At 66.8% G+C, this 25,097-nt stretch carries 23 protein-coding genes; 14 read left to right on the top strand and 9 right to left on the bottom strand.

All coding sequences use genetic code 11. From position 1 onward, the window contains the following. Positions 1 to 31: 31 nt before the first annotated feature. Entirely contained in the window at positions 32 to 2,149 is a 2,118-nt protein-coding gene (locus ACI2JO_RS06950; RefSeq protein ID WP_404719964.1) for a RelA/SpoT family protein, read from the top strand. 36 nt (positions 2,150 to 2,185) lie between these two features. Here ACI2JO_RS06950 and ACI2JO_RS06945 read toward each other — a convergent pair whose 3' ends face one another. Next, the gene (locus ACI2JO_RS06945; protein WP_404719963.1) at positions 2,186 to 2,578 is read right to left on the bottom strand and encodes a hypothetical protein; all 393 of its coding nucleotides are present in this window, start codon (positions 2,576 to 2,578) and stop codon (positions 2,186 to 2,188) included. Positions 2,579 to 2,622: 44 nt separating this feature from the next. After that, positions 2,623 to 4,443: a methyl-accepting chemotaxis protein gene (locus ACI2JO_RS06940; RefSeq protein ID WP_404719962.1), complete on the bottom strand. Its 1,821-nt coding sequence runs from the start codon at positions 4,441 to 4,443 to the stop codon at positions 2,623 to 2,625. A gap of 156 nt (positions 4,444 to 4,599) precedes the next feature. On the opposite strand from ACI2JO_RS06940, the gene ACI2JO_RS06935 reads away from it, so the two are divergent. Both ACI2JO_RS06935 and ACI2JO_RS06930 read left to right on the top strand, forming a co-directional pair. After that, positions 4,600 to 5,589, top strand: coding sequence for a M48 family metalloprotease (locus tag ACI2JO_RS06935; protein WP_404719961.1), 990 nt, complete (start codon positions 4,600 to 4,602; stop codon positions 5,587 to 5,589). 22 nt (positions 5,590 to 5,611) lie between these two features. Beyond that, complete coding sequence (locus ACI2JO_RS06930) at positions 5,612 to 6,634, top strand: glycosyltransferase family 2 protein (protein WP_404719960.1); 1,023 nt, start codon at positions 5,612 to 5,614, stop codon at positions 6,632 to 6,634. A gap of 178 nt (positions 6,635 to 6,812) precedes the next feature. On the opposite strand, the gene ACI2JO_RS06925 is transcribed toward ACI2JO_RS06930, so the two are convergent. Beyond that, positions 6,813 to 8,096 (bottom strand): aspartate kinase, encoded by a 1,284-nt coding sequence (locus ACI2JO_RS06925; protein ID WP_404719959.1) that lies wholly within the window; start codon positions 8,094 to 8,096, stop codon positions 6,813 to 6,815. A 52-nt stretch (positions 8,097 to 8,148) separates the two neighbouring features. Here ACI2JO_RS06925 and ubiG point away from each other — a divergent pair, with 52 nt between their 5' ends. Beyond that, complete coding sequence (ubiG, locus tag ACI2JO_RS06920; protein ID WP_404719958.1) at positions 8,149 to 8,910, top strand: bifunctional 2-polyprenyl-6-hydroxyphenol methylase/3-demethylubiquinol 3-O-methyltransferase UbiG; 762 nt, start codon at positions 8,149 to 8,151, stop codon at positions 8,908 to 8,910. A gap of 111 nt (positions 8,911 to 9,021) precedes the next feature. Here ubiG and ACI2JO_RS06915 read toward each other — a convergent pair whose 3' ends face one another. After that, positions 9,022 to 9,252: a hypothetical protein gene (locus ACI2JO_RS06915; RefSeq protein WP_404719957.1), complete on the bottom strand. Its 231-nt coding sequence runs from the start codon at positions 9,250 to 9,252 to the stop codon at positions 9,022 to 9,024. Between the two features lie 115 nt (positions 9,253 to 9,367). On the opposite strand from ACI2JO_RS06915, the gene ACI2JO_RS06910 reads away from it, so the two are divergent. Continuing rightward, positions 9,368 to 11,191 (top strand): ABCB family ABC transporter ATP-binding protein/permease, encoded by a 1,824-nt coding sequence (locus ACI2JO_RS06910; RefSeq protein WP_404719956.1) that lies wholly within the window; start codon positions 9,368 to 9,370, stop codon positions 11,189 to 11,191. A 96-nt stretch (positions 11,192 to 11,287) separates the two neighbouring features. Here ACI2JO_RS06910 and ACI2JO_RS06905 read toward each other — a convergent pair whose 3' ends face one another. Continuing rightward, on the bottom strand, positions 11,288 to 12,448 hold the full coding sequence (locus ACI2JO_RS06905) for a phosphatidylserine/phosphatidylglycerophosphate/cardiolipin synthase family protein (protein WP_404720342.1): 1,161 nt from the start codon (positions 12,446 to 12,448) through the stop codon (positions 11,288 to 11,290). Positions 12,449 to 12,565: 117 nt separating this feature from the next. Between ACI2JO_RS06905 and rpoZ the strand changes: the two genes are divergently transcribed. Beyond that, the gene (gene rpoZ, locus ACI2JO_RS06900) at positions 12,566 to 12,910 is read left to right on the top strand and encodes a DNA-directed RNA polymerase subunit omega (protein WP_022687961.1); all 345 of its coding nucleotides are present in this window, start codon (positions 12,566 to 12,568) and stop codon (positions 12,908 to 12,910) included. A 242-nt stretch (positions 12,911 to 13,152) separates the two neighbouring features. Here rpoZ and ACI2JO_RS06895 read toward each other — a convergent pair whose 3' ends face one another. Further along, positions 13,153 to 14,361, bottom strand: a complete 1,209-nt coding sequence (locus ACI2JO_RS06895) for an LL-diaminopimelate aminotransferase (protein ID WP_404719955.1) — start codon at positions 14,359 to 14,361, stop codon at positions 13,153 to 13,155. A gap of 207 nt (positions 14,362 to 14,568) precedes the next feature. On the opposite strand from ACI2JO_RS06895, the gene ACI2JO_RS06890 reads away from it, so the two are divergent. From ACI2JO_RS06890 to ACI2JO_RS06870, 5 genes are all read left to right on the top strand, one after another. Then, positions 14,569 to 16,191 carry a PHA/PHB synthase family protein gene (locus ACI2JO_RS06890; RefSeq protein WP_404720341.1) on the top strand — a complete coding sequence of 541 codons (1,623 nt, stop codon included), beginning with the start codon at positions 14,569 to 14,571 and terminating at the stop codon, positions 16,189 to 16,191. A gap of 83 nt (positions 16,192 to 16,274) precedes the next feature. Next, positions 16,275 to 17,069, top strand: a complete 795-nt coding sequence (locus ACI2JO_RS06885; protein ID WP_404719954.1) for a phasin family protein — start codon at positions 16,275 to 16,277, stop codon at positions 17,067 to 17,069. Positions 17,070 to 17,176: 107 nt separating this feature from the next. Beyond that, positions 17,177 to 17,530 carry an ATP-dependent Clp protease adapter ClpS gene (gene clpS, locus ACI2JO_RS06880; RefSeq protein WP_376699699.1) on the top strand — a complete coding sequence of 118 codons (354 nt, stop codon included), beginning with the start codon at positions 17,177 to 17,179 and terminating at the stop codon, positions 17,528 to 17,530. Positions 17,531 to 17,816: 286 nt separating this feature from the next. After that, positions 17,817 to 18,704 carry a dienelactone hydrolase family protein gene (locus ACI2JO_RS06875; RefSeq protein WP_404719953.1) on the top strand — a complete coding sequence of 296 codons (888 nt, stop codon included), beginning with the start codon at positions 17,817 to 17,819 and terminating at the stop codon, positions 18,702 to 18,704. Continuing rightward, positions 18,701 to 19,315, top strand: coding sequence for a glutathione S-transferase family protein (locus ACI2JO_RS06870; protein WP_404719952.1), 615 nt, complete (start codon positions 18,701 to 18,703; stop codon positions 19,313 to 19,315). The genes ACI2JO_RS06875 and ACI2JO_RS06870 overlap by 4 nt, the downstream gene beginning before the upstream one ends. Here ACI2JO_RS06870 and ACI2JO_RS06865 read toward each other — a convergent pair. Together ACI2JO_RS06865 and ACI2JO_RS06860 are read right to left on the bottom strand one after the other, a co-directional pair. Continuing rightward, positions 19,306 to 19,629 carry a hypothetical protein gene (locus ACI2JO_RS06865; protein ID WP_404719951.1) on the bottom strand — a complete coding sequence of 108 codons (324 nt, stop codon included), beginning with the start codon at positions 19,627 to 19,629 and terminating at the stop codon, positions 19,306 to 19,308. The two genes, ACI2JO_RS06870 and ACI2JO_RS06865, sit on opposite strands and share 10 nt — an antisense overlap. A gap of 130 nt (positions 19,630 to 19,759) precedes the next feature. Next, positions 19,760 to 20,200, bottom strand: a complete 441-nt coding sequence (locus ACI2JO_RS06860) for a MarR family winged helix-turn-helix transcriptional regulator (protein ID WP_404719950.1) — start codon at positions 20,198 to 20,200, stop codon at positions 19,760 to 19,762. A 109-nt stretch (positions 20,201 to 20,309) separates the two neighbouring features. Here ACI2JO_RS06860 and ACI2JO_RS06855 point away from each other — a divergent pair, with 109 nt between their 5' ends. The 3 genes from ACI2JO_RS06855 to ACI2JO_RS06845 are packed head-to-tail and all read left to right on the top strand — an operon-like array spanning position 20,310 to position 21,926. Continuing rightward, positions 20,310 to 20,735: an organic hydroperoxide resistance protein gene (locus ACI2JO_RS06855; RefSeq protein WP_404719949.1), complete on the top strand. Its 426-nt coding sequence runs from the start codon at positions 20,310 to 20,312 to the stop codon at positions 20,733 to 20,735. Positions 20,736 to 20,748: 13 nt separating this feature from the next. After that, positions 20,749 to 21,261, top strand: coding sequence for a lactoylglutathione lyase (gene gloA, locus ACI2JO_RS06850; RefSeq protein WP_404719948.1), 513 nt, complete (start codon positions 20,749 to 20,751; stop codon positions 21,259 to 21,261). A gap of 38 nt (positions 21,262 to 21,299) precedes the next feature. After that, the gene (locus tag ACI2JO_RS06845) at positions 21,300 to 21,926 is read left to right on the top strand and encodes a DUF2238 domain-containing protein (protein ID WP_404719947.1); all 627 of its coding nucleotides are present in this window, start codon (positions 21,300 to 21,302) and stop codon (positions 21,924 to 21,926) included. 33 nt (positions 21,927 to 21,959) lie between these two features. Here ACI2JO_RS06845 and ACI2JO_RS06840 read toward each other — a convergent pair whose 3' ends face one another. Beyond that, on the bottom strand, positions 21,960 to 24,977 hold the full coding sequence (locus ACI2JO_RS06840; RefSeq protein WP_404719946.1) for a TonB-dependent receptor plug domain-containing protein: 3,018 nt from the start codon (positions 24,975 to 24,977) through the stop codon (positions 21,960 to 21,962). Positions 24,978 to 25,097: the final 120 nt, after the last annotated feature.

The following is a 25,097-nucleotide window of genomic DNA, read 5'->3' as shown; positions in this document are numbered from 1 at the left end:
ATGCGGCCGCAACCGGCCCCATCCTCATCCCGTGTTGAGACAATATGAACTGATCGACCGGGTCCTCGATTACGACCCCGACGCCAACGAGGCGATGCTCAACCGCGCCTACGTCTTCTCGGTCAACGCGCACGGAACGCAGAAACGCGCCAACGGCGATCCCTATTTCAGCCATCCGATCGAGGTGGCGGGCATCCTGACCGAGCTGCATCTCGACGACGAGACGATCGCGACCGCGATCCTCCACGACACGGTCGAGGATACGGTCGCGACGCCCGAGGAGATCGAGCGGATCTTCGGCGCGAACATCGCGCGGCTGGTCGATGGCGTGACCAAGCTCAGCAAGATCGAGGCGCAGACCGAGAACGAGCGCGCCGCCGAGAACCTGCGCAAGTTCCTGATGGCGATGTCGGGCGACATCCGCGTGCTGCTGGTGAAGCTGGCCGATCGGCTCCACAACATGCGCACCTTGCACTTCATCCCCAAGCCGGAGAAGCGCCGCCGCATCGCGAAGGAGACGATGGACATCTACGCCCCGCTCGCCGAGCGGATCGGCATGTACGAGTTCATGAAGGAGATGCAGACGCTCGCCTTCGCGCAGCTCGAACCCGAGGCGTATGAATCGATCACCAGGCGGCTGGAGCAGCTCAAGGAAGGATCGGGCGGCGACCGGATCGCCAAGATCGGTTCGGGGCTGAAGCTGCTGCTCGGCCGCGGCGGCGTCGACGCGCAGGTATCCGGGCGCGAGAAGCACCCCTATTCGATCTGGCGCAAGATGCAGGAGCGCCACATCAGCTTCGAGCAGCTGTCGGACATCATGGCGTTCCGCGCGATCGTCCCGACGATCGAGGATTGCTACCGTGCGCTCGGGCTGATCCATCGTCGCTGGCCGGCGGTGCCGGGGCGGTTCAAGGATTATATCTCGACGCCGAAGCGCAACGGCTATCGCTCGCTCCACACCAGCGTGATCCATGCCGAAAATCGCCGCATCGAAATTCAGATCCGTACGCCCGACATGCATGCCGAGGCTGAGTTCGGGCTGGCGGCGCATTGGGCGTACAAGCAGTCGGTCGGCGCGCACCCGGTCCGCCCCGACCAGCAGCAGGACTGGATCAAGGATCTCGTCGAAATCCTCGACACCGCCGAAACGCCCGAGGAACTGCTCGAACATACCCGAATCGCGATGTACCAGGATCGCATCTTCGCCTTCACGCCGAAGGGCGAGCTGATCCAGCTGCCCAAGGGCGCGACGCCGATCGACTTCGCTTATGCCGTCCATACCGATCTCGGCGACCAGGCGGTCGGCGCGAAGGTCAACGGCCGCGTCGTGCCGCTGTCGACCGTGCTGGAGAACGGCGATCAGGTGCAGGTGCTGCGCTCCAAGGCGCAGGTGCCGCAGCCGGCGTGGCTGAAGGTCGCGATTACCGCCAAGGCGCTTGCCGCGATCCGCCGTCACCTGCGCAACGAGGAACGCGAGCAGACGATTGCGCTGGGCCGCAAGCTGTACGACGACATCGTTCAGCGCTTGCCCGCGACGCTGGCCGATCACGCGATCGACGAGGCGCTCAAGCGGCTGAAGCTCGCCGACGAACCCGCGCTGATGCAGGCGATCGCGCGCCGCACCCTGACCGACGGCGAGGTGATGGAGGCGCTGATGCCGGGCTCGGCGGGTGCCGATGTTGCGCATGCGCCGCCGCAGTCCAGCGCCATTTCGATCGAGGGGCTGGCGCCCGGCGTCGCCTATGAGCTGGCGGATTGCTGCCACCCGGTGCCGGGCGACCGGATCGTCGGGCTGCGCCGCCCCGACGCCTCGATCGAGGTCCATGCGATCGATTGCCGCGTGCTCGCCGATCTGGCGGAGCGCAGCGAGGACGAAACCGACTGGATCGACGTGCAATGGGGGCACGCCACCGAGGGCGCGACCGCGCGTATTTCGGTGGAGGTCCGCAACCAGCCCGGTGCGCTCGGGATGCTGGCGACCATCATCGGACAGCACAAGGCGAACATCATCAACCTGCGGCTCGACAACCGCGATACGCAATTCCACACCAACGTCATCGATGTGGAGGTGCACGACGCGCATCAGTTGATGCGACTGCTTTCCGCGCTCCGCGCCGCCGATGCGGTCAATGCGGCGGAGCGGCTCTGACCCCTCTCCATCGGGCCCGATGGAGCGCGATCCGGCCTACAACACCGTAGGTGCGCTGGTCACGATCCCGCAGCCGGCCGCTGCCTTGGTGACTTCCAGCGGAACCTTGGGATCCTTTACTTGCCCGGCAACGCGGATGAAGTCGCCGATCGTCAGCCGCCCCGGCGTCGTGTCGCCCTCGCGGGTCGCCCGCGCCGCCCGGCCGAGTTGCTGAAGCTGGCCGATCGACAGATTCTTCTCCAGCCGGTCGCCGACGCACTGCGACTGCCCCGGCGCGAAGCCGTAGCCCTCAAGCGAGGAGGCGATCCGCGCGGACGGGTTGACGCAGGCCGCGAGCACCAGCGTCATCATTGCTATGCCGGCGCCGATCGTTCGTTGCTTCCCGTGCATCATCCAGCTCCCGTCGCTGCTCCATCGAACAAGCAGCATCGGTGAAGTGTCCTGATCTACAATAATAATTCAAGTTGCTTGGTTTAGAAAGCGCTCCAGTCCTCGTTAACAGCGTCCAGCGCGACGTTCCCGCGTACGACCGGGACGCCGGCGGCACGAACCGCACGACGCACCGGTGTGGCAGGCGCTCGGATTGCCACTGGCGTCGCAGCGACGCGGAAACGGTTCACCTGACTCTCCAGCGTCACCGTCTCGTCGGTGAGCAGGCGGCATGCGGCGGTCACTTCCTCCACCATCGCAGCGTTGGCCTGCGTGGCACTGTCCATTTCGCCGATCGCGACATTGACCTGCCCGATGCTCGCGGCTTGCGAAGCGGCGCTGTCGGCGATCTTCGTCACGAACGTCGCAATCTCGTCGATCCCGCGCGTGATCGCGCGCAGCGATGTGTCGGTTTCCTGCGCCAGTTCGACGCCGCTGCGGACCCGCTGGACAGTGTTGGTGATCCGCGCATTGATGTCGCGCGCGGCCTCCGCGGAGCGCTCGGCGAGCGCGCGCACCTCGCTGGCGACCACCGCAAACCCCTTGCCGGCATCGCCCGCACGCGCGGCCTCGACCCCGGCGTTGAGCGCCAGCAGATTCGTCTGGAAGGACAGGCCGTCGATCAGCGCAATGATCTCGGCGATCTCGTTCGATGACCGTTCGATATCGTTGATCGCCGACATCGTCCGGCGAACGATCTCCTCGCTGTGGCGCACGTCGGCAGTTGCGCGGTCAACGACACCGATTGCGGCCTTGGCCTCATCGGCGGTGGCGCGCACCGATGCCGCGATCTCTGTCACGGCAGCGGCGCTTTCGGCGAGGCTCGATGCCTGCTGCTCGGCGCGCTGGGCGAGGTCGTCGGTGGCCGCATGCATTTCGGCGGTGCTGGTCGCGATCCCGCCCGCGCTGCCGCGTACCGTGCCGAGCGCCACCGCAAGCCGCGCGACAGCGGTGTTGAAGTCGCGCTCCAGCGCGGCATAGGAGGGCGGGAAGCCGCGCAGCGTCGCGCACAGGTCGGCCTCGGCCAGTCTCGCGAGCGCGCCGCCGACCTCGGCCATCACCTGCTGCTGTTCGGTATCGGCCTGCGCCTTCGCCGCGGCGGCGTCGCGAAAGACGAGCACCGCGCGCGACATGCTGCCCAGTTCGTCGGCGCGATCCGTGTCGGGCACGGTCAGACCGTGATCGCCGCGCGCGAGCGTATCCATGACTCTGGTCAGCCGCACCACGGGGCGGGCGAGCGCGCGACCCAACAGCAACGACACCAGGATCGCCGTACCGGTCATCGCCAGTCCGCCCAGCGCCAGCGCGATCTTGCCGGTCAGCAAAGCCTGCATCCGTGCCGCACTGGCCGCTTCGCCGCGCTCGGTTTCCTCGTCGCGCAGGTCGCGCAGCGGGGCGAGCACGGGAACCAGCGTCACCTTCCTGCTGACCGCACGCAGCCGTTCCTGCGCCGCCAGGCGATCGCTGCGGGCCAGCGCGATCATCGGCTCCGCCACCGCGCGACGCCAATCCTCGGCGCGGGCCAGCGACTCGTCGACCTTGGCGCGTTGCGCCGGCCGATCCGCGAACAAGGCGTGCAATTTGGTCGTGCCGTCCACGACCTGCGCCTGCCCCTCGCGATATTGCTTCAGATAGCCTTCGTCGCCCGTGACCAGAAAGCCGCGCATCTGGCTGTTCTGGCGCAGCATGCCGATCTCGATCTGTAGCGATTGCGCCAGCACCTCCTGCCCGCGCGCGCTGACATCGCTGGTCGCCTCGATCCGCGACAGCAACGTCCACAGCACGGTCATCATGACGAGTACCGCGAGAATAACCGCGCAGAAGGCGGCGGCGATCTTCTTTCCGATCGGCAAGCTGTTGAACATCGATGCTGTCCCCGATCCATCCTTACGGCGATGCTCTGCCGCGCGAGAGTCAAGATCACGTTAATCAATACCGTGGGACTCGGCTGACCCATTGGATGCGGGGAGGTGGAAACCACCAACGCTTTTCCGCATTGTGGCAAGTCGGGAGGACGAACAATGTTACGATCCATGCTGCTTGCCGCAGCACTGGCGACCGCCGCGTCGCCGGTTGCGGCCCAGTCGATTTCTGCGAATGACAAGGCGCTCGGCGCACGCGCGAACCCTGAATTGCTGGCGCAGTTCGGCGGCAAGTACACCGGGCCGCAAGCGACTTATGTTGCACGGGTCGGCAAGCGGGTGGCGGTGCAATCCGGGCTGTCGAATGCGCAGGGGGACTTCATCGTCACCTTGCTTGACTCACCGGTCGAAAATGCCTTCGCGATCCCCGGCGGCTATATCTACGTGACCCGGCAATTGCTGGCGCTGATGAACAGCGAGGCGGAACTGGCGTCGGTTATGGGGCATGAAGTCGGCCACGTCGCCGCGCGCCATTCCGCCGCGCGTAATCAGCGCGCGACGATCGGCGGCGTGCTCGCCGCGGTGGTCGGCGCGGCGGCCGGCAACAGCGCGGCCGGGCAACTGGTCGGCACGGCCGCGCGTAGCGAGGCGCAACTCTATGTGCTGAAATATGGCCGCGATCAGGAATATGCCGCCGACGGCCTCGGCGTGAAATACATCACCGCCGCCGGCTATGATCCCTATGCCGCCGCCGACATGCTTGCGCAGCTCGATGCGCAGAGCCAGTTGCAGGCGGAGGTCGGAGGGAAGGGCGGGCAGCAGGTGCCGAGCTGGGCCTCGACCCACCCCAACAGCGCCGACCGTGTGCGGCGTGCCGCCGCGCTCGCCAAGGCGACCGGCCGCCCGCTGATCGAGCCGCCGCAGGACGTGACGTTCCTTCGTCAGCTCGACGGGCTGGCCTATGACGAGAAGGGATCGGGCAAACGCATACGCATCGTCACGGTAAAGCGCGGCGATACGATCGACTCGCTTTCGCGGCAGATGGCGTATGACAAGCTTCAGCGCGACCGCTTCATGACGCTCAATGCGATCGAAGATGACGCACAATTGACGCCGGGACGCTTGGTAAAGATCGTGACGCGCGGATAAGCTTCGGTTAGATGCGGGCATTATGCATCGTCCTGCGCTTTCGGTCGTCATCCCGTGTTATAACGAAGAGGCTACGTTGCCGCTGCTCCACGCGCGCGTCTCGGCGGCGGCGCGGGCGGCGGTCGGCGACGATCACGAGATCGTGCTGGTCAACGACGGTTCGCGCGACAACAGCTGGGCGGCGATGCAGCGGCTGTCCTACGAGGATCCGCGCGTGGTGGCGATCAATCTGTCGCGCAACCACGGGCACCAGCTCGCGCTGACTGCCGGGCTCGATATGTGCGCGGGCGAGCAGATCCTGATCATCGACGCCGATCTTCAGGATCCGCCCGAGCTGCTGTCCGACATGCGGCTGATGATGGCGCGCGAGCAGGCCGATGTCGTCTACGCGGTGCGGCGCAAGCGCGAGGGCGAGACTTTCTTCAAGAAGGCGACTGCCGCCGCTTTCTACCGCGTGCTTGATCGCGTCACCGATACGGCCATCCCGCTCGATACCGGCGATTTCCGGTTGATGACGCGCCGCGCGCTCGACGCGTTCCTTGCGCTGCCCGAACAGGCGCGCTTCATCCGCGGCATGGTCGCGTGGGTGGGGTTCCGGCAGGTGCCGTTTCCTTATGACCGCGCCGAACGGCATGCGGGCGAAACCAATTATCCGCTCGGCAAGATGGTGCGGCTGGCGCTGGATGCCGTCACGGGCTTCTCGACCGCGCCGCTTCGCTGGGCCAGCCATCTCTCGGTCGTGCTGGCGGCGTGTTCGATGTTGCTGCTGGTCTATATCGGCTGGGGCTATTTCGTCGGCGACCATGTGCAGGGGTGGACCTCGACGATGCTGGTCGTGGTGGTGCTGTCGTCGATCCAGATGTTCGTGCTGGGGATGATCGGCGAGTATCTTGGCCGCCTGTACATCGAAGCGAAGCGCCGACCCTTGTACCTGATCGCCGATGTCGCCGGTACCGCACATGGCCGCGCGACGCTGGGATTTCAGGCCGAGCGGACGCGCATCCCGGACACGCAGGTCGCGGGCGAGGTCGTCGCGCAGGATTGAGGCGGCTCCGTCGTTCCCGCGCGGGCGGGAATGACGGGAGCGGCGTCGCCGCTTCCCCATCCGTCATCCCGGGCTCCCGCTTTTCGCTAGCGCGGCAAACAAGAAGTGGGGCCCCGGTTTTCGTCCGGGGCCAGGATGACGGGGAAGGCGGCGTCGCATCAGACCGCCGCCACGAACCTCACGCCGCTTCTTCGGCATCCAGCCCATATGCGGTGTGCAGCACACGCACCGCCAGTTCGGTCTCGTCCTCGTGGATCAGGACCGACACCTTGATCTCGCTGGTCGAGATCGCCTGGATGTTGATCCCGCGCGCGCCCAGAGTCGTGAACATCGAGCTTGCGACGCCGGCATGGCTGCGCATCCCGACGCCGACGACGCTGATCTTCGCGACGCGCATGTCGTGGATCAATTCGCCGAAGCCGATCGTCTCGCGCGCCTGATTCAGCGCCTCGATCGAGCGCGGCAGATCGGCGGCGGGCACCGTGAAGGTCACGTCGGTCGCGCTGCTGCTGCCGCCGGTCGTCGACGGGCTGCGATGCGCGATGTTCTGGATGATCATGTCGACGTTGATGTTCGCCGCCGCCAGCGGCTCGAAGATGCTCGCCACCGAGCCGGGCTTGTCGGGCACGCTGGTCAGCGTGATCTTGGCCTCGTTCTTGTCGTGCGCGATGCCGGTGATGAGCTGGCGTTCCACGTCTTCGATCTCCTCTTCGCCCACGATCATCGTACCGGGCAATGTATCCGCCATCGGTGCATCCTCGCCGGTGAACGACGACAGCACCTGCACGCGAACCTTTTCCTTCATCGCCAGCCCGACCGAGCGGGTCTGAAGCACCTTGGCGCCGACACTGGCGAGTTCCAGCATCTCCTCGTACGTCACCTTGGCAAGCTTGCGCGCGCGCGGCACGATCCGCGGATCGGTGGTATAGACGCCGTCGACGTCGGTGTAGATGTCGCAGCGATCGGCCTTCATCGCCGCCGCCATCGCCACCGCCGACGTGTCCGACCCGCCGCGCCCCAGCGTTGTGATCCTTCCCTCGGCCGACACGCCCTGAAAGCCGGGGATCACCGCGACCTCGCCCGCCGCCAGGCTGGCGTCGAGCGCTTCGGTGTCGATGGTCCCGATCCGCGCCTTGGCAAAAGCGTCGTCGGTGTGGATCGGCAATTGCCAGCCCAGCCATGAGCGCGCCGGCACGCCGATCGCCTGCAGCGCGATCGCGAGCAGCCCGCTGGTGATCTGCTCGCCCGCGGCGACGACGACATCATATTCGCGCGGATCGTAGAGCGGCGAGGCTTCGCGGCAGAAGCCGACCAGCCGGTCGGTTTCGCCCGCCATCGCGGAGACGACCACCGCGACCTGATTGCCGGCGGCGGCCTCGCGTTTCACCCGCGCGGCGACCGAGCGGATGCGCTCGATTCCCGCCATCGAGGTGCCGCCGAATTTCATGACGATGCGCGCCACTGCCGTATCCAAACGCCTTGGGATGAGAGGGGCGCCCTGATAGGAAGCGGGCATGACCGACGCAAGCGTAACAACCGCAACCATCCCCGCCGCCCCGCACGCCTCGGTGATCGGGCGCGAAGCGGCGCATTTCGGCAGGCTGGCGGCGGAATGGTGGGACCCAAACGGCTCGTCGGCGATGCTCCACCGGCTCAACCCGGTGCGGCTGCGCTATCTGCGCGCGGCGATCGACCGGCACTGGGACCTCGACGATCGCACCTTCACGCCGCTCGCCGGAAAGCGTGCGCTCGACATGGGCTGCGGCGCGGGGCTGCTCGCCGAGCCGCTGGCGCGGATGGGCGGCACCGTGACCGGGGTTGATGCCGCGGCCGAGAGCATCGCGGTCGCGCAGGTCCATGCCGAAGGGCGCGGGCTGACGATCGACTATCGCGCGGGCGGGGTCGAGGCGGTGGCCGGCGAGACGTTCGATCTGGTCTGCTCGCTGGAGGTGGTCGAGCATGTCGCCGACGCGCGTTCGTTCGTCGCCGGGCTTGCGGCGGCGGTCGCGCCGGGCGGACTATTGGTGATGAGCACGCCCAACCGCACCTGGTGGTCGCGCGTCGCATTGGTCGAGGGCGCGGAGCGGCTCGGCCAGATCCCGCGCGGGACGCACGACTGGGACAAGTTCCTGACCCCCGACGAATTGTCGGCGATGATCGTCGACGCAGGTTTCGAGGTCACCGACGTCACCGGCTTATCGGTCGGCGCGACCGGCTTCACGCTCGGCGGCTCGACCGCGCTCGATTATTTCGTAACTGCAGTGCGGTCCATATAACCGTCCTCAACTGTCATTTCCGCGAAGGCGGGAATCCAGACGCGCAGGTCTTGTAAGAGCCGAGACGTCGGAGGTTCTGGATCCCCGCCTCCGCGGGGATGACGACCGTGATCAGCCCTTCGATTTCCCCAATCCCCGCTCGACCATCTGAGCGCCATTGCGCTGGCACGCCGCGCTGACGACCGGAAAATCGAGGTCGTTGTTGCGTGCGAGCACATCGGGCATCGCCGCCTGACATTGCTGGACCGTCGCATAATGCGCGGGCTCGATGCGGGCGGTGGCGCAGGCTGCGGCGGCATCGCCGCATCCCATGATCGCCATGACGAAGAACGCAGCTTCCATCTCGTCTTCCCTTCACGGATAAAACGAGTACACGCCCGGCGTGTTCCGATCGGCGACCGGTCCCACCGCGGGACGGTTGACGCGCGTGCTCCCGCGCACGACATCCCCGTCACCCATGCCACCCGACAGATCGACCTCCTCCGCCGCCGAGCGCCCGCTTCTGCCGACGCTCCGCCGCTTCCTGCCCGATCTCTGGCCCGCCGACGCGCCGGGGATGAAGCTCCGCGTGGTCGGCGCGATGCTGCTGGTCGTGCTGTCGAAGCTGGTGCAGGTCTATGGCGCGCCCTTCGCGCTGCAGGGCGCGGTCGACGGCATGGCGGTGCCGACCACGCCGCTGTCGCTCGTCGTGCTGCTGGTGGTCGGCTATGCCGCCGCGCGCTTCGGCACGACGTTGTTCGACAATCTGCGCAACACCGTGTTCGAGCGGGTGGGGCAGGAGGCGACCCGCCGGCTGGCGGCGCGCGTGTTCCGGCACCTCCACCAGCTCTCGCTGCGCTTCCACCTCGAACGCCGCACCGGCGCGGTGACGAAGGTGGTCGAGCGCGGCACCAAGAGCATCGACACAATGCTCTATTTCCTGCTCTTCAACATCGCGCCGACCGTGCTCGAACTGACGCTGGTGCTCGGCATCTTCTGGGTGAAGTTTGGATGGCAGCTGGTCGCGGGCACCGTCGCGATGGTCGCGTTGTACATCTGGTTCACGCGCCTCGTCACCGATTGGCGTTCGGCGTTGCGCGAGCGGATGAACGACCTCGACACCGGCGCGGTCGCGCATGCGGTCGATTCGCTGCTCAACTTCGAGACCGTCAAATATTTCGGTGCCGAGGAGCGCGAGGCGCAGCGCTACGACCGCGCGATGCGCGCCTATGCCGATGCCGCGGTGGTCAGCGAGAACAGCCTGGCGTGGCTCAACATCGGGCAGGCCGCGATCACCAATGCGATGCTCGGTGGCGGTATGGCATGGATCGCCTATGGCTGGAGCCAGGGTCGCTTCACCGCGGGCGAGGTGGTGCTGGTCTCGACGTTGCTCTCGCAGCTGTTCCGCCCGCTCGACCTGCTCGGGATGGTCTATCGCACGATCCGGCAGGGCGCGATCGACATGGGCGCGATGTTCGACCTGATCGACACGCCGTCCGAAGTGGTCGACGCGCCCGGCGCACCGGCGCTGCTGGTGTCGCGCGGCGCGGTGCGGTTCGAGAACGTGATGTTCGGCTATGACGCGGGCATGCCGATCCTGAAGGGCATCGACCTCGACGTGCCCGCCGGCACGACCTGCGCGGTGGTCGGACCATCGGGGGCGGGCAAGTCGACGCTCGCGCGGCTGATGTACCGCTTCTACGATGTCAGCGGCGGGCGGATCACGATCGACGGACAGGACATCGCGAAGGTCGCGCAGCCGTCGCTGCGCGCCGCGATCGGGATCGTCCCGCAGGACACGGTGCTGTTCAACGACACGATCGGCTATAACATCGCCTACGGTCGCGCCGACGCCGATCAGCGCGCGATCGAGCAGGCGGCGCGCGGCGCGGCGATCGCCGGCTTCATCGAGCGCCAGCCCGACGGCTATGCCACGCGCGTCGGGGAGCGCGGTTTGAAGCTGTCGGGCGGCGAGAAGCAGCGTGTCGCGATCGCGCGCACCTTGCTGAAGGACCCGCCGATCCTGATCCTCGACGAGGCGACCAGTGCGCTCGACAGCCGCACCGAGGCAGAGATCATGGAGACGCTGGAGGCGATCGAGCGCGGCCGCACCACGATCGTGATCGCGCACCGGCTGTCGACGATCGTCAACGCCGACCAGATCGTCGTGCTGGAGGCGGGGCAGGTCGTCGAGCGCGGCACGCATGCGGCGCTGCTGGCGCAGGGCGGGCTTTACGCGGAGATGTGGGCGCGACAGGCGCAGGAGCAGGAAGAGGAAGCGTTGGCCGTGACGGTGGAGTGATCGCCGCATCAATCGCCATTGCGCGCATGGCGAAGCAATCAAGGGCGTCCTGGTCCGGCTCTGGACTGCTTCGCTACGCGCGCAGTAACGGTGCCGCTACTCGTCTATCCCAAAATTGAGCCCGCGCGAGATCGCCGGATCGGCGACCGCGGTCAGCAGATACGCCACGAACTGCTTGCTCCGCTGCCACCAGCCGGTTGTCGCGCGGTAAGCGTTGACCGTCACCTCGTTCGACTGCGCGATCTCGCCATCGACATAGCCGCGCACATGCTCCGCAAATGCCGCATCCTCGATCCGCAGCATCAGTTCGAGATTGATGAACAGGCTGCGCATGTCGAAATTGGCGCTGCCGATCCATGTCGCGTCGTCGACCACGTACAGCTTGGTATGCAGCTTGGTCGCGGCATATTCCCAGATCCGCACGCCCTTGCGCAGCAGCCCGGCATAGGTGAATCGCGACGCCGCGATCGTGACATTGTTGTCGGAACGCGAGGCGGTGACGACGCGCACCGTCGCCGCGCGCTTGCCCGCGCGGTCGAGCCGTCGCAGCACGGTCGGGCTGGGCGTGAAATAGCCCGCGATGATGTCGATCCGCTGCGCGTGCCGCATGTCGGCGCGGATCGCGCGCGCCCATGGCGACAGATGGCGGGTCGGCCCGCCGATCAGCCAGCGCAGCCGCCCGTCGCGCTCGCTCCATTGCGCCAGCGCCTTGTTGAGACGGCGGATCTTGCCGCCGCTGTGGATGCCCTCCTCCAGCGCGTCGAAATAGCCCGCCATCCGCGCCGCCGCCGGTCCCTCGACCAGCAGCCCGAGGTCGCGCCACGCCTGTTCCTTGGGCGTGCCGAAATAATCGTCCTCGATGTTGAAGCCGCCGATGATGATCTTGGCGTCGTCCTCAGCGTCGGCGAGCGCCAGCTTCTGGTGGTTGCGCAACAGGTAGCGCCGCCCGACGCGCGGCGAGAAGCGGCACACCGACACGCCCGCGTCTCGCAACGGATCGAAGAAGTCGTCGCCCTCGCTCCCGAAGCCGTCGACGATCAGCTTGACCGCGACCCCGCGCCGCGCCGCCGCGATCAGCGCGGCGTTGACGCGTCGCCCGGTCGTGTCGTCGGCATAGATGTAATAGAGGATGCGCAGCGACCGTCGCGCGCCGTCGATCAGCGCCAGCACCGCCTCGAGTCGCCGCGGCCCGGTATCGAGCAGCGTCAGCCGGTTGCCGTCCACGGTGAATACGGGTTGCGGGGCGGCCTCATCCATGATCCGGCAGATGGCGACGGCGGCGCCGTCGGGCAAGCGCAGCCTTTCCTTGACGAACGCGCCCCGGCCGCGTACCTGCTCCAGCTTCCCTGAGTTTACCGTTTAGAGGATACGCGGATGGCGCGCGTCACTGTCGAGGATTGCGTCGACAAGATCCCGAACCGTTTCGATCTGGTCCTGCTCGCTGCACAGCGCGCGCGGCAGGTGTCGGGCGGTGCCGAACTGACGATCGATCGCGATCGCGACAAGAACCCGGTGGTCGCGCTGCGCGAGATCGCCGAGGAGACGGTGCGTCCGAAGGACTTGCACGAGTCGGTGGTGCAGAGCCTCCAGCGTGTCCAGATCGACGACGAGGAAGAGGCCGATGCGATCGGCAGCCTTGCCGCCTCGGCCGAGGCGCTGCGCCTCACCGCCGTTGCCCCGCCGCGCAATCAGAACCTCGGTGCCGATTACGACGGTTGATCCCGTCGCTTCGGTGTAGATGAAAAAGGGCCGGTCGCTGGATGCAGCGACCGGCCCTTTTCGTGTGCGCACGCCGGTCGTCGCTACGAGCGAAGCGAAGCAATGACGGGTAGCTTGGCCTCAAGCCCCTCGTCATCCTGGACTTGATTCGGGATCCCGCTTCTTGCCGCCGTCGAGAAGAAGCGGGGCCCCGGATCAAGTCCGGGGCGACGACGCGGGGAATATAGCCTGCAACCGTAAACTCACCCCGCAACCTTGCCCGGCGTGTTGACCCCCATGCTCTGCAGGTATCTCTTCACGTTGCGCGCCGCCTGCCGCAGCCGCTGCTCGTTCTCGACCATCGCGATCCGCACGAAGCCCTCGCCGTTCTCGCCGTAACCGACCCCCGGCGCGACCGCGACCTTGGCGTGCGCCAGCAACTGCTTCGAAAACTCCAGCGATCCCAGATGCTTCAGCGCCGGCGGCAGCGGTGCCCAGGCGAACATGCTCGCGGGCGGGGCAGGGATGTCCCATCCTGCGCGCCCAAAGCTCTCCACCAGCACGTCGCGGCGCTTGTGATACAGCTGCCGGTTCTTCTCGACGATATCCTGCGGCCCGTTGAGCGCCGCGCACGCCGCCGCCTGCACCGGCGTGAACGCGCCATAATCGAGATACGACTTCACGCGCGTCATCGCCGCGATCAGCTTCTTGTTGCCGACCGCGAAGCCGATCCGCCACCCGGCCATCGAGTAGGTCTTCGACAGGCTGGTGAATTCGATCGCCACGTCCTTGGCGCCCGGCACCTGCAGGATCGAGACGGTCGGCTTGCCGTCGAAGTACAGCTCCGAATAGGCAAGGTCGGACAGGATCCACACTTCGTTCTCGCGCGCCCACGCCACCAGCCGCTCATAGAAGGCGAGGTCGACCGTCTCGGCGGTCGGGTTCGACGGATAATTGACGACCAGCACGCTCGGGCGCGGGATCGTGAACTCCATCGCGCGTTGCAGGCTCTCGAAATAATGTTCGTCGGGGGTCGTCGGCACCGCGCGGATCGTCGCGCCGGCGATGATGAAGCCGAAGGTGTGGATCGGGTAGCTCGGATTGGGCGCGAGCACCACGTCGCCCGGCGCGGTGATCGCGGTGGCGAGGCTCGCCAGCCCCTCCTTCGATCCCATCGTTACGACGACCTCGGTTTCGGGATCGATATCGACGCCGAAGCGGCGCCCGTAATAATTGGCCTGCGCGCGCCTGAGGCCGGGGATGCCGCGCGACTGCGAATAGCCGTGCGCCGACGGCTTCTGCGCCACCTCGATCAGCTTGGCGATCACATGGTCGGGCGGGGGCAGGTCGGGATTGCCCATGCCGAGATCGATGATGTCCTCGCCGCCCGCACGCGCCTGTGCCCGCATCGCATTGACCTCGGCGATGACATAGGGCGGCAGGCGCTTCATGCGGTAGAATTCGTCGGACACGGGGCTGATACTCCTTTGCGCCGCCGGCTATACAGCCAATCGCCCGCGCCGGGCACCCCGCGCAACAAAAAGCCGTGGACCTGACTTCGCGCTGCAACGTCGGTACGTTACGGCAGCCGAGAGAGAGGAACCCGCGTGACCGAGCCCGTCGCCCCGCCGAAGACCGCGCTGCCCGACCTGACCGATCTTCAGCATTGGACATGGCTGATGGGCCGTGCGCAGCAATTGATGCTGGAGGCCGGCGTCCCGCTCGCGCCGCCCGAGACGCTGGCGGAGCAGACGCGCGATTTCTGGAGCGATTACCTCGCGCTGTGGCAGCGCTTCACCACGCCTCCCGCGCCCGAGGCGGAACGGCCGAAGGAGAAGGACCGTCGCTTTGCCAATCCGGCGTGGCGCAGCAACCCGGCGTTCGACTGGATGCGGCAGAGCTATGCGCTGATTGCCGACCACATGCTGCGCGGGGTCGATGCGCTGGAGGGCGTCGACGAGCGGACGCGCGCGCAGCTGAAGTTCGCCACGTCCGGCTTCGTCGACGCGATGAGCCCGTCGAACTTCGCGGTGACCAACCCCGAGGTGATCGAGAAGACGATCGAGACGCGCGGGCAGAACCTGCTCACCGGGCTCACCAACATGCTGTCCGATATCGGGCGCGGGCAGCTGACGCATACCGACGGCACCGCCTTCGAGGTCGGGCGCAATCTCGCCGCGACGCCGGGCAAGGTGGTCAAGCGCACCGAGCTCTACGAATTGATCCAGTACACGCCGACGACCGAGACGGTGCTGGCGACGCCGCTGCTGATCTTTCCGCCGTGGATTAACCGCTTCTATATCCTCGACCTGACGCCCGAGAAGAGCTTCATCCGCTGGGCGGTGGCGCAGGGGATCACCGTGTTCATGGTGTCGTGGAAGTCAGCGGACGCGTCGATGGCCGAGGTGGTGTGGGACGATTACGTCGCCGCGCAGGTTGAGGCGATTGACACGGTCCGCGACCTGCTGGACGTGCCCGCGGTGCATACGGTCGGCTATTGTGTCGCGGGCACCACGCTCGCCGCGACGCTGGCGTGGCTCGCCGCGAAGGAGCAGGCCGACAAGGTGGCGAGCGCGACTTTCCTGACCGCGCAGGTCGATTTCTCGCGCGCGGGCGAGTTGCTCCATTTCGTCGACGACGAGCAGCTGAAGATGATCGCGACGCTCAGCCCGCAGGGGTTCCTCGACGGTCGCTATCTCGCCGCGACCTTCAACCTGTTGCGCGGGCGTGACCTGATCTGGAATTACGTCACCAACAACTATCTGCTCGGCAAGGATTATGCGCCGTTCGACCTGCTCCACTGGAACGGCGACGTCACCAATCTGCCCGCGAAGTGGCACCTCGCTTATCTGACCGATCTTTACCGCGACAATCTGCTGGTGCAGCCCGGCGCGATGAGCGTCGGCGGCGTGCCGCTCGACCTCGGGAAGGTTGAGACCCCCGCTTATGTACAGGCGGGACGCGAGGACCATATCGCGCCGGCTGAAAGCGTCTGGAAGCTGACCGAGCATCTGCGCGGACCGCTACGCTTCGTGCTCGCGGGCTCGGGGCACATCGCCGGGGTGGTCAACCCGCCGGCCGCCGGCAAATATCAGCATTGGATCAACGATCAGCCCGCCGACTCGCTGGACGCCTTCATCGCTGGCGCGCGCGAGGTGAAGGGCAGCTGGTGGAACGACTGGGCGGACTGGCTCCGCGCCCGTTCGCCCGCGACGGTGGCCGCATACGGGCCGCGCATGCCGGGCGCAGGGGCGCTACCCGCGCTTGAGGACGCGCCCGGCCGCTACGTCAGGGCCAAGTAGCGCTTCTGCTGCGCCGCACAAACTACTTGTCTTTGCAACCACGAATCACTATTGTGCAGTGCAGCAATTACGGAGCGGACACGATGGTGGACCAGACCGGCAAGGTTGAGGGCAGGAAGACGGGCACACCGGCCAAGGGTCGCGCACGTGCCGCGGCAAAGCCGGGCGCGTCGCTCACGCCCACACTGCCGCCGGTTCCCGTCGAGCCGGACGTGCCCGCGGTGCTCGCCAACCCGGCGCTCACTGACGAACCAGCGCCGGTGGTGATCGCCGCCGAAGAGCCGACGGTTCCGGTGACGGAAGCGCCCCCCGCACCTGCTCCCGTGATTGAAGAACCCATTCCCCAACCCGAACCCGCTGCCCCCGCGGCGCCATTGGAAGTGAAGGACACGAACATGACCGACACCGTCACGACGTTCGCCGACAAGGCGCAGGACCAGGCCAAGGCCTTCGCTGACAAGGCGCAGGAGCAGGGCCGCGCGGCGTTCGCCAACGCTGGCGAGCAGGCGCGGGTCGCGCTCGACAAGAGCCGCAAGGTCGCCGAGGACATGGCCGAATTCGGCAAGGGCAACGTCGAGGCGCTGGTCGAATCGAGCCGCATCGCCGCGCAGGCGTTCGAGTCGTTCGGTCAGGACGCCGCCGCGTTCGCGCGCGCCCGTTACGAGAGCACCGCGCAGCTCGTGCAGACGCTGGCGTCGGTGAAGTCGCCGACCGAGGCGCTTCAGCTCCACGCCGAATACGTCCGCGCCTCGTTCGACGCGCTGGTCAAGGAAGCCTCGCGCTCGACCGAAGCGACGCTGAAGCTGGCCGGCGACGTCGCCAAGCCGCTGCAGAACCGCGTCGCCGTCGCCGCCGACAAGTTCCGCCCGGCCGCCTGATCGCGGTCGCGCAGGCGAAAGAGGGCGGCCGCAGCGATGCGGCCGCCTTTTTTGCGCGTTTGCGGTCTTGCCTGCGCGCCCCCGCGTGCCATATTCGCGCAGTGTCCATGCAGCAGCAGATTGTCCCGATGGCCGCGGGCCAGAGCGACGATGCCGACGGTGACGGCACCGGGATCGGCATCGCCACGCGCACACGCGCCCGCACCAAGAAGCCGACGCCCTACCGCGTCCTCATGCTCAACGACGATTACACGCCGATGGAATTCGTCGTCCTGTGCCTCCAGCGCTTCTTCCGCATGAACATGGAAGAGGCGACACGCGTGATGCTCCACGTCCACCAGAAGGGCGTCGGCGTGTGCGGCGTGTTCAGCTATGAGGTCGCCGAGACGAAGGTGAGTCAGGTGATGGACTTCGCCCGCCAGAACCAGCACCCGCTGCAATGCACGCTGGAGAAGGCGTAACCGCGTCGCCCCGGACCTGATCCGGTGGGACGATAAGGGCGCTCCTCCAGCCCCGACGCCCGTCGCCCCTGCGCAGGCAGGGGCCCATGTCCGTGGCAGGTGGCGGAACATCTGACACATAGACAGCGTCCACGACGGGCCACGACCATCAAGTCGCTGGCAGCCATAGGCCCCTGCCTCCGCAGGGGCGACGGCGGTAGACTCCGCTCCCACGCCGACCTTCCACGTCCCGTCGCTTCCCGCTACCCTCCCACGCTAACCACAACGAATCGTGAGAGGAACCGTCATGGACCCCAGCCTGCGCGACCGGGCGATCGGCCTGTACGACGCCTTCACCCACGAACATCGTGATCGCCGCACCCTGCTGCGCCAGATGACCGCGCTGGTCGGATCGGTTGCCGCCGCCGAGGCGCTGATCGGCGGGATCGCCGCGTCGCCGGCCGCCGCCGCGCTCACCGATCCCGGCGACGCCCGGCTCGTCACCCGCAAGGGCAGTTATGCCATCGGTGGCGGCGCGCAGATGACCGGCTATTTCGCTGCGCCACGCAATCCCGGCCGCGCAATCGGCGCGGTGATGGTGATCCATGAAAATCGTGGGCTGCAACCGCACATCGAGGATGTCGCGCGCCGCGTCGCACTCGCCGGCTTCTTCGCCGTCGCCCCCGATTTCCTCTCCGCGCAGGGCGGCACCCCCGCCGACGAGAACGCCGCGCGCGACCTGATCGGCAAGGCCGACATGGACGCAGTGCTGGCCGGCGCGGTGGCGACGGTCGGGCGGCTCGCAAAACTCTCGCATGGCACCGGCAAGGTCGGCACGGTCGGCTTCTGCTGGGGTGGCGCACTGGTGGACCGCGTCGCGCTCGCCGCCGGACCGGGGCTCGCCGCCGCGGTCAGCTATTATGGTCCCGCGCCCGATCCGGCCGAGGCGCCGAAGCTGCAGGTCCCGCTGATGCTCCATTATGCCGGCAAGGATGCGCGTGTCGCACAGACCGGCGGTCCATGGGTCGCCGCGCTCAAGGCCGCCGGCAAGCCGGTCGAGGCGTTCGACTATCCCGGCGTCGACCACGCGTTCAACAACGACACGTCGGCCGAGCGGTACGACAAGGCCGCTGCCGACCTCGCCTGGGGGAGGACGATCGACTTCTTTCACCGCCATCTGGATGCCCGCGCATGACGCTGACCTTTTACACAAATCCGATGTCGCGTGGCCGGATCGCGCGCTGGATGCTCGAGGAGGTCGGCGAGCGCTACGACACGGTGCTGGTCGACTGGACGCAGAAGCCCGCCGCGTTGCTCGATGCCAATCCGCTCGGCAAGGTGCCGACGATCGTCCACGACGGCGCGGTGGTCAGCGAAGCGGCTGCGATCTGCGCCTATCTCGCCGACGCGTTCCCCGCCGCCGGGCTCGCGCCGCGCGCCGAAGAACGCGCATCCTATCTGCGCTGGATGTTTTTCACCGCGGGGCCGCTGGAGGCGGCGATGGTCGACAAGGTGCTGGGGGTCGAGGTGCCCGCGGCCAAGCGTGGGATGGTCGGCTACGGCGGCTTCGCGGAGGCGGTCGACACGCTCGAATATGCCATATCGTCGCACAGCTACATCACCGGCGACCGCTTCACCGCGGCCGACGTCTATGTCGGCAGTGCGGTCGGCTGGTTCACGCAATTCGGGCTGCTGGAAAAGCGCGAGACGTTCATGCGCTATCTCGACCGGCTCCAGCAGCGCCCGGCCTATCAGCGCGCCGTCGCGATCGACGACGCGCTGATCGCGGAGGCCGCTCAGCGATAGCGGCGGTCGTGCTTGTCCCAGCGGACGCGCGCGCTCAGCGCGTCGAAGCGGCGGTTGAGGTCCTGACGCTCCCAGTTCGACAGCCCGCCGCTGCGGCGATAGCGCGTCTCGAGCTGGACGAGCTGGCGCGAGTCGCGGCGCAGCCGGGTCGCTTCGCGGCGATCGAGCTTGCCGCTGCGGATGCCCTGGTCGATCCGCTGGTCGAGCCGCGTCTGCCGTGCGTTGATCGACTGCCACGGCGCGGCGCTGGCGGCGAGCGGGGCGGTGACGCCGACCAGGCTCAGCCCGGCGACCAGCAGGTGAAAACGGTTCATTTTGACGCTCCTTTGCACTGGCACCGCAATCAGCGGCGGTACGAGAACGAAGATAGGCAGCATCTGTCGCAGCCCCGTCCCGTCAACCCTGTGAAAGTGTGTCACTTTGTCGCGGCGGCGACGGCTTCGTTCAGCTTCGGGCCTCGCCGGTCAAGGCGGTGCGCAACCCGGCGACCTGCCGATTGAGGTGCGCAAGCTGGTCGAGCGACAGCCCGCTGCGCGCGACCAGTTCCTCCGCGAGACATCCGCAGCGTTGGCGCAAGGCGCGCCCGCTGTCGGTCAGCAATACGCGCACCTGCCGCTCGTCGTCCGGGTTGCGTTGGCGCGCAACATGCCCGGCTGCCTCCAGCCGTTTGACCAACGGCGTCACCGTGCTCGATTCAAGCGCCAGTCGCTCGGCGATTGCGCCGATCGTTCGAGCGTCCTCCTCCCACAGCGCGTGGAGCACGAGATATTGCGGATAGGTAATCCCGATCGCATCGAGCAGCGGCTTGTACGCGCGCCCGACCGCCATGCTCGCGGAATAGAGCGAGAAGCACAGCTGCTCGTCGAGGGGGCGGGCGTCAGCCATGGCAGGGGCTTAGCAGCTTTTTCCTTATCGCGATAATCTTTTCACTGGACTGTTGTATTCTTCTGATTTATATACCGTGATACTGATTATCGAGATAAGGATCATGCGCATGTCCGTCGACGTCAAATACGCCACCACTGCCTCTGCCACTGGTGGCCGCGACGGCCGCGCGCGCAGCGAGGACGGCCGCTTCGAGGTCGCGCTATCGACGCCGACGGAACTGGGCGGCGCGGGCGGTGAGGGGAGCAACCCCGAACAATTGTTCGCTGCCGGCTATTCGGCGTGCTTCCTCGGCGCCCTGAAGGTCGCCGGGCAGCAGCTCAAGGTGAAGGTGCCCGCTGAAACCAAAGTCACCGCAACTGTCGGCATCGGTCCGCGTTCGGCGGGTGGGTTCGGCATTACCGCCGACCTCGTCGTCGACCTGCCCGGCGTGGACAAGGATGAGGCGCAGCAGCTGGTCGATACCGCGCACCAGATCTGCCCCTATTCCAACGCCACGCGCGGCAACGTCGATGTCGGCCTGACGCTCGCCTGATCCGGAGAAGACCATGCCCCGCACGCCCGGCACCGAAGGGTTCGCGCTCAACCAGACGATGCTTCGCATCCGCGATCCGAAGCCGTCGCTGGCCTTCTACCGCGACGTGCTGGGCATGAGCCTGCTTCAGCAGCTCGACTTTGCCGACATGCGCTTCTCGCTCTATTTCCTCGCCTATCTCGGCGAGGGCGAGACGGTGCCTGATGATCCGGCCGAACGCGCGCGCTTTATCTTCACACGCGAGACGACGCTGGAGCTGACCCACAATTGGGGCACCGAAAGCGACCCGGCCTTCACCGGCTACCACAGCGGCAACGACGACCCGCGCGGCTTTGGCCATATCGGCATCTCGGTGCCCGACGTGGCGGCGGCGTGCGCGCGGTTCGAGGAACTGGGTGTGCCGTTCAGGAAGCGTCCGCAGGACGGCACGATGAAGGACATCGCCTTCATCACCGATCCCGACGGTTACTGGATTGAGATCCTGTCGCCGGCGGGAATGACCGCCGCGATCGCCGCCGCGGATTGACGCTGGGCACCGCGGCCGTGCGTGTCTAGCCTGCCGCGATGACGACGACGGACTGCCGCCCGCTCGCACTGCTGACATCGCTCTGGTTCGGCGGCCTGATCCTGTCCGGATGGCACCCGTTCGACCGTGCGACATGGTGGATGGAAGTCGCGCCGGTGCTGGTCGTGCTGCCGGTCCTGTGGGGAACGCGCCGGCGTTTCCCGCTGACGCCGCTCGCGATGGTGTTGATTGCCGTGCACGGCGTCATCCTGATGATCGGCGGCGCCTACAGCTATGCGCGGGTGCCCGCCGGCTTCGTGATGCAGGATTGGCTGCATCTCGCGCGCAACCCTTACGATCGCATCGGGCATTTCGCGCAGGGGTTCGTGCCCGCAATCGTGCTGCGCGAGTTGCTGTTCCGTGGCGGCGGGATCGCGCGCGGTCCGCTGCTGACCGTGCTTGTGCTCGCCTGCTGCCTCGCGATCAGCGCCGCCTACGAACTGATCGAGTTCGGCGCGGCGGTCTGGCTGGGGCAGGGTGCGGACGCATTCCTCGGAACGCAGGGCGACCCGTGGGACACGCAATGGGACATGCTGACGTGCATGATCGGCGCGTCCGTCGCGCTGCTGCTGCTGACGCGCCTCCACGACAGGCAGATCGCGCGCCGTTTGCCGCCGGGGCGGTGATGGCAGCGCCCTGCCATCACCGCCCCGGACAGCCTAGAACCGCCCGCGCACACCGACGCGGAAGAAGCGGCCGAGCGTGTCGTACAATGCCGGGTTGACGTCCAGCCCGGTGTTGGTCTGCGGCGACGGTTCGGGGTCGTGGTCGAAGAGATTGTCGACCTTCACGAACATGCTGACCTGCGGGGTGACGTTCACCGTCGCGCCGATGTCGAAATAGAAGGCGCCCTTCATGCGGTTGAAGTCGATCGTCGGGTGGTCGTTGGTCGATTCCGGGCAAGTACCCGCCGAGCAGACGACATATTGGTTGCCGTACACGCCGTCGCTGAACCAGCGTTCCTGCAGCAACAGGCTGAAACTGTCGTTCTGATAGGTCTGGATTGCCAGCCACTTCCAGCTCGGCGTCGCCCCCGAATTGGCACCCGCCGAATTGACCGGCGCGACCGGTTTGCCGTTCGAGTTCAGCCCGGAGTCGGTGATGTAATCGATCACATGCGTGCCCAGCCCGCGGAGCGTCAGGCTGCCCGGCAGCCCGAGCGGCCGGCGCCACTGATAGCTCGCCTCGATGTCGAACCCGCGCGTCTTGATCGAGGCGAGGTTGAACGCCTGCACGTTGACGAAATTCGGCCCGGCGGTGTTCTGGAGGTTGAACGCGCTACAGGTATCCGCATTGCCCTCGCGGCACAGATTGACGATCTGTTGCGCCGACAGTGATGAGACGACGTCGTCGATCTTGATGTCGTAATAGTCGAACGACAGGCTCAGCCCCGGCAACCACGACGGCTGCGCGAGCACCGCACCAAGCTCGGTGCTGCGCGCGATTTCGGGACGCAGCGCGGTGTTGCCGATCGTGTTCTGGATAATCAGCACCTGCGTGTTGTTGAACGGATCGGTGAAGTTCGGGACGGTGGTGGTCGTCGGCGCGGCGAACAGCTCCGACAGGTTCGGCGCACGCACATCGCGCGAGGTCACGGCGCGCAGGCGGAACCCGCTGAGCGGCGTCTCCCACGTACCGCCGACCTTCCATGCATAGACGACGCCCGAGGTCGAATAGCGTGTCGCGCGCCCCGCACCGTTCAGGTTGGCGCGACCGACGGCAGGCGAGTCGATCAGCGGCAGGTTGAGTTCGAGGAAGCTCTCGACGACGTTATACTTGCCCGAGCCGTTCTTGTAATTGCCCGCATACCAGTTGTTGCCGGTGGCGAGCAGCGACGGATCGGCGGGGTAGGCGGCATTGTTGGGGCTCAGCGCGGACACCCCTGCGCCATAGGCGTCGGCGTTGACGCGATACGCTTCCTCGCGCCACTCGATGCCCGCCGCGACCGCGAGCGGACCCGCCCACAGGTCGATCGGCGTGCCCGAGATGCTTGCCGCCGCCGCGTCCTGCGTCTGGCGCGTGTGCTGGAACGGCCCGTTCTCGGGGACGATATACGCCAGCGCCGCCGCTGAAGGCTGGTTGTTGCCGAAAATGTTGATCGGCTGGCACCCGCTGGCGCGCGCCGCGGCATCGGCGCAGACGATCTCGCCGTTCAGCCGCACCGCATTGGCCGCCTGCGTGTAGCGGCCGTTCAGGCTGATATTGTCGACGTTGATGTCGGTGACGTTGATGCCGTGCTCGTAATAGAGATCGTAGGTCCAGCTGTCGCCGAAGATCTCCGCCTTGCCCTTCAACCCGCCGACGAAGCGATATTGCCGGCGGTCGGTATTGACCTTGATGTTGGGCAGGATCGCGTTGCTCAGGCCGTAGCGGAATTGCGTGATTCCGGCGGTTGCGCACTGCGCCTGGATCGAGGCGGGCAGATACGGGTTGGCGCACTGGACGATGACGTTGTCCTTGGCCGCGCCGGGGTTCGGCTGGTTGCTGGTCTTCACCTGCGCGATGTTCGCGGTCAGATAGAGTTCGGTGTCCGGCGCGACGTCATAGCCGATCCGCGTATAGCCGTTGATCCGCTCCAGCGCCGATTGCAGCGACGTGCCCGAGCCGACATGCCCCGACTGGTCGCCGCCGACGCAGAAGCCGATGTAGCAACCGGTCACGTCGCCATTGGCGTTCTTGGCGGGCACCCCGTTCGAGCCGTAATTGAACGCGAACGGCCGACCCTGCCCGTCGAACGCGATCCCCTGCAGCGGGCCGTTATTGATGAGCCCCCACTTGGTATATTTGAACGCCTGCCCGTGATCGCGGACCAGGAATTGCGGATTGGTGCTTTTGCGGATGTTGGTGTCGACGAAGGTCGTCGCGCGATACCAGTCGCGTCCGCTCGCCAGATCCTCGCCGAAATTGCCCGGCCCGACGCCCTGATCCTTGGCATATTCGCCGCTGAGCACGACGTGCAGCCGGTCGCCCGCGAAGCTCTTGCCCAGCGCCGCCTGCACCAGCGACTGCCCGCCGTCGCCATAGGTGCTGACGCCGGTCTGCGCGTTGAATTTCGCACCCTGGAAACGCGTGTCGGTGATGAAGTTGATGACGCCGCCGACCGCGTCCGAGCCGTACGACGCCGAAGCACCGCCGGTCACGACGTCGACGCGCTTGATCAGCAATTGTGGGAACTGGCTGATGTCGGGGACGCCGGTCACGTTCGCGCCGACCACGCGCTGCCCGTCGAGCAGCGTCAGCGTGCGGATCGTCCCCAGCCCGCGCAGCGAGAAGGAGCTGAGCCCCTGCTGCCCGCTCGACGTGCTGAACGTGCCCGTCGCCGCGCCGGTCGACCCTTGCAGTGACGGCAATTGCGCGATGGTGTTGAAGATGTTGGGTTGCGCATTCGCCTGGATCTGCGCCTCGCCGATCACCGTCGTCGGGGTGGGAGCATTGAACCCGCTCGCGGTAATGCGCGTACCGGTGACGACGATATCGGAGGCGGCGGCGGGCGCTTCGCCTTGCGCCGCCGGTGCTGGCGTCTGATCGGGGGTGGCGGGGGCGGCGCTCCGGGTCGAGTCCGGCAGATCGTCGGTCTGCTGCTGCGCCACCGCCGGGCTCGCCAGCAACATCAACGCCAGCACGGCAACGCTGGTAGCGGTATCATACTTAAACGAACGCCGACGTGCCTCGACCATGCTCCATCCCCTAAATGGTGGCGTGCCACCGCTGCTGCGGGCACGCGTTTATGTGATGCAGGTCATACAAGAGGCGGTGCGGACCGGCATCTAAGACCAAAGTCGCGCGGTGCGCCGACA

Origin of the sequence: Sphingomonas sp. NPDC079357, assembly GCF_044901155.1 — a bacterium.
Classification (GTDB): Bacteria; Pseudomonadota; Alphaproteobacteria; order Sphingomonadales; family Sphingomonadaceae; genus Sphingomonas.
This window is presented reverse-complemented; position numbering and strand designations above follow the sequence as displayed.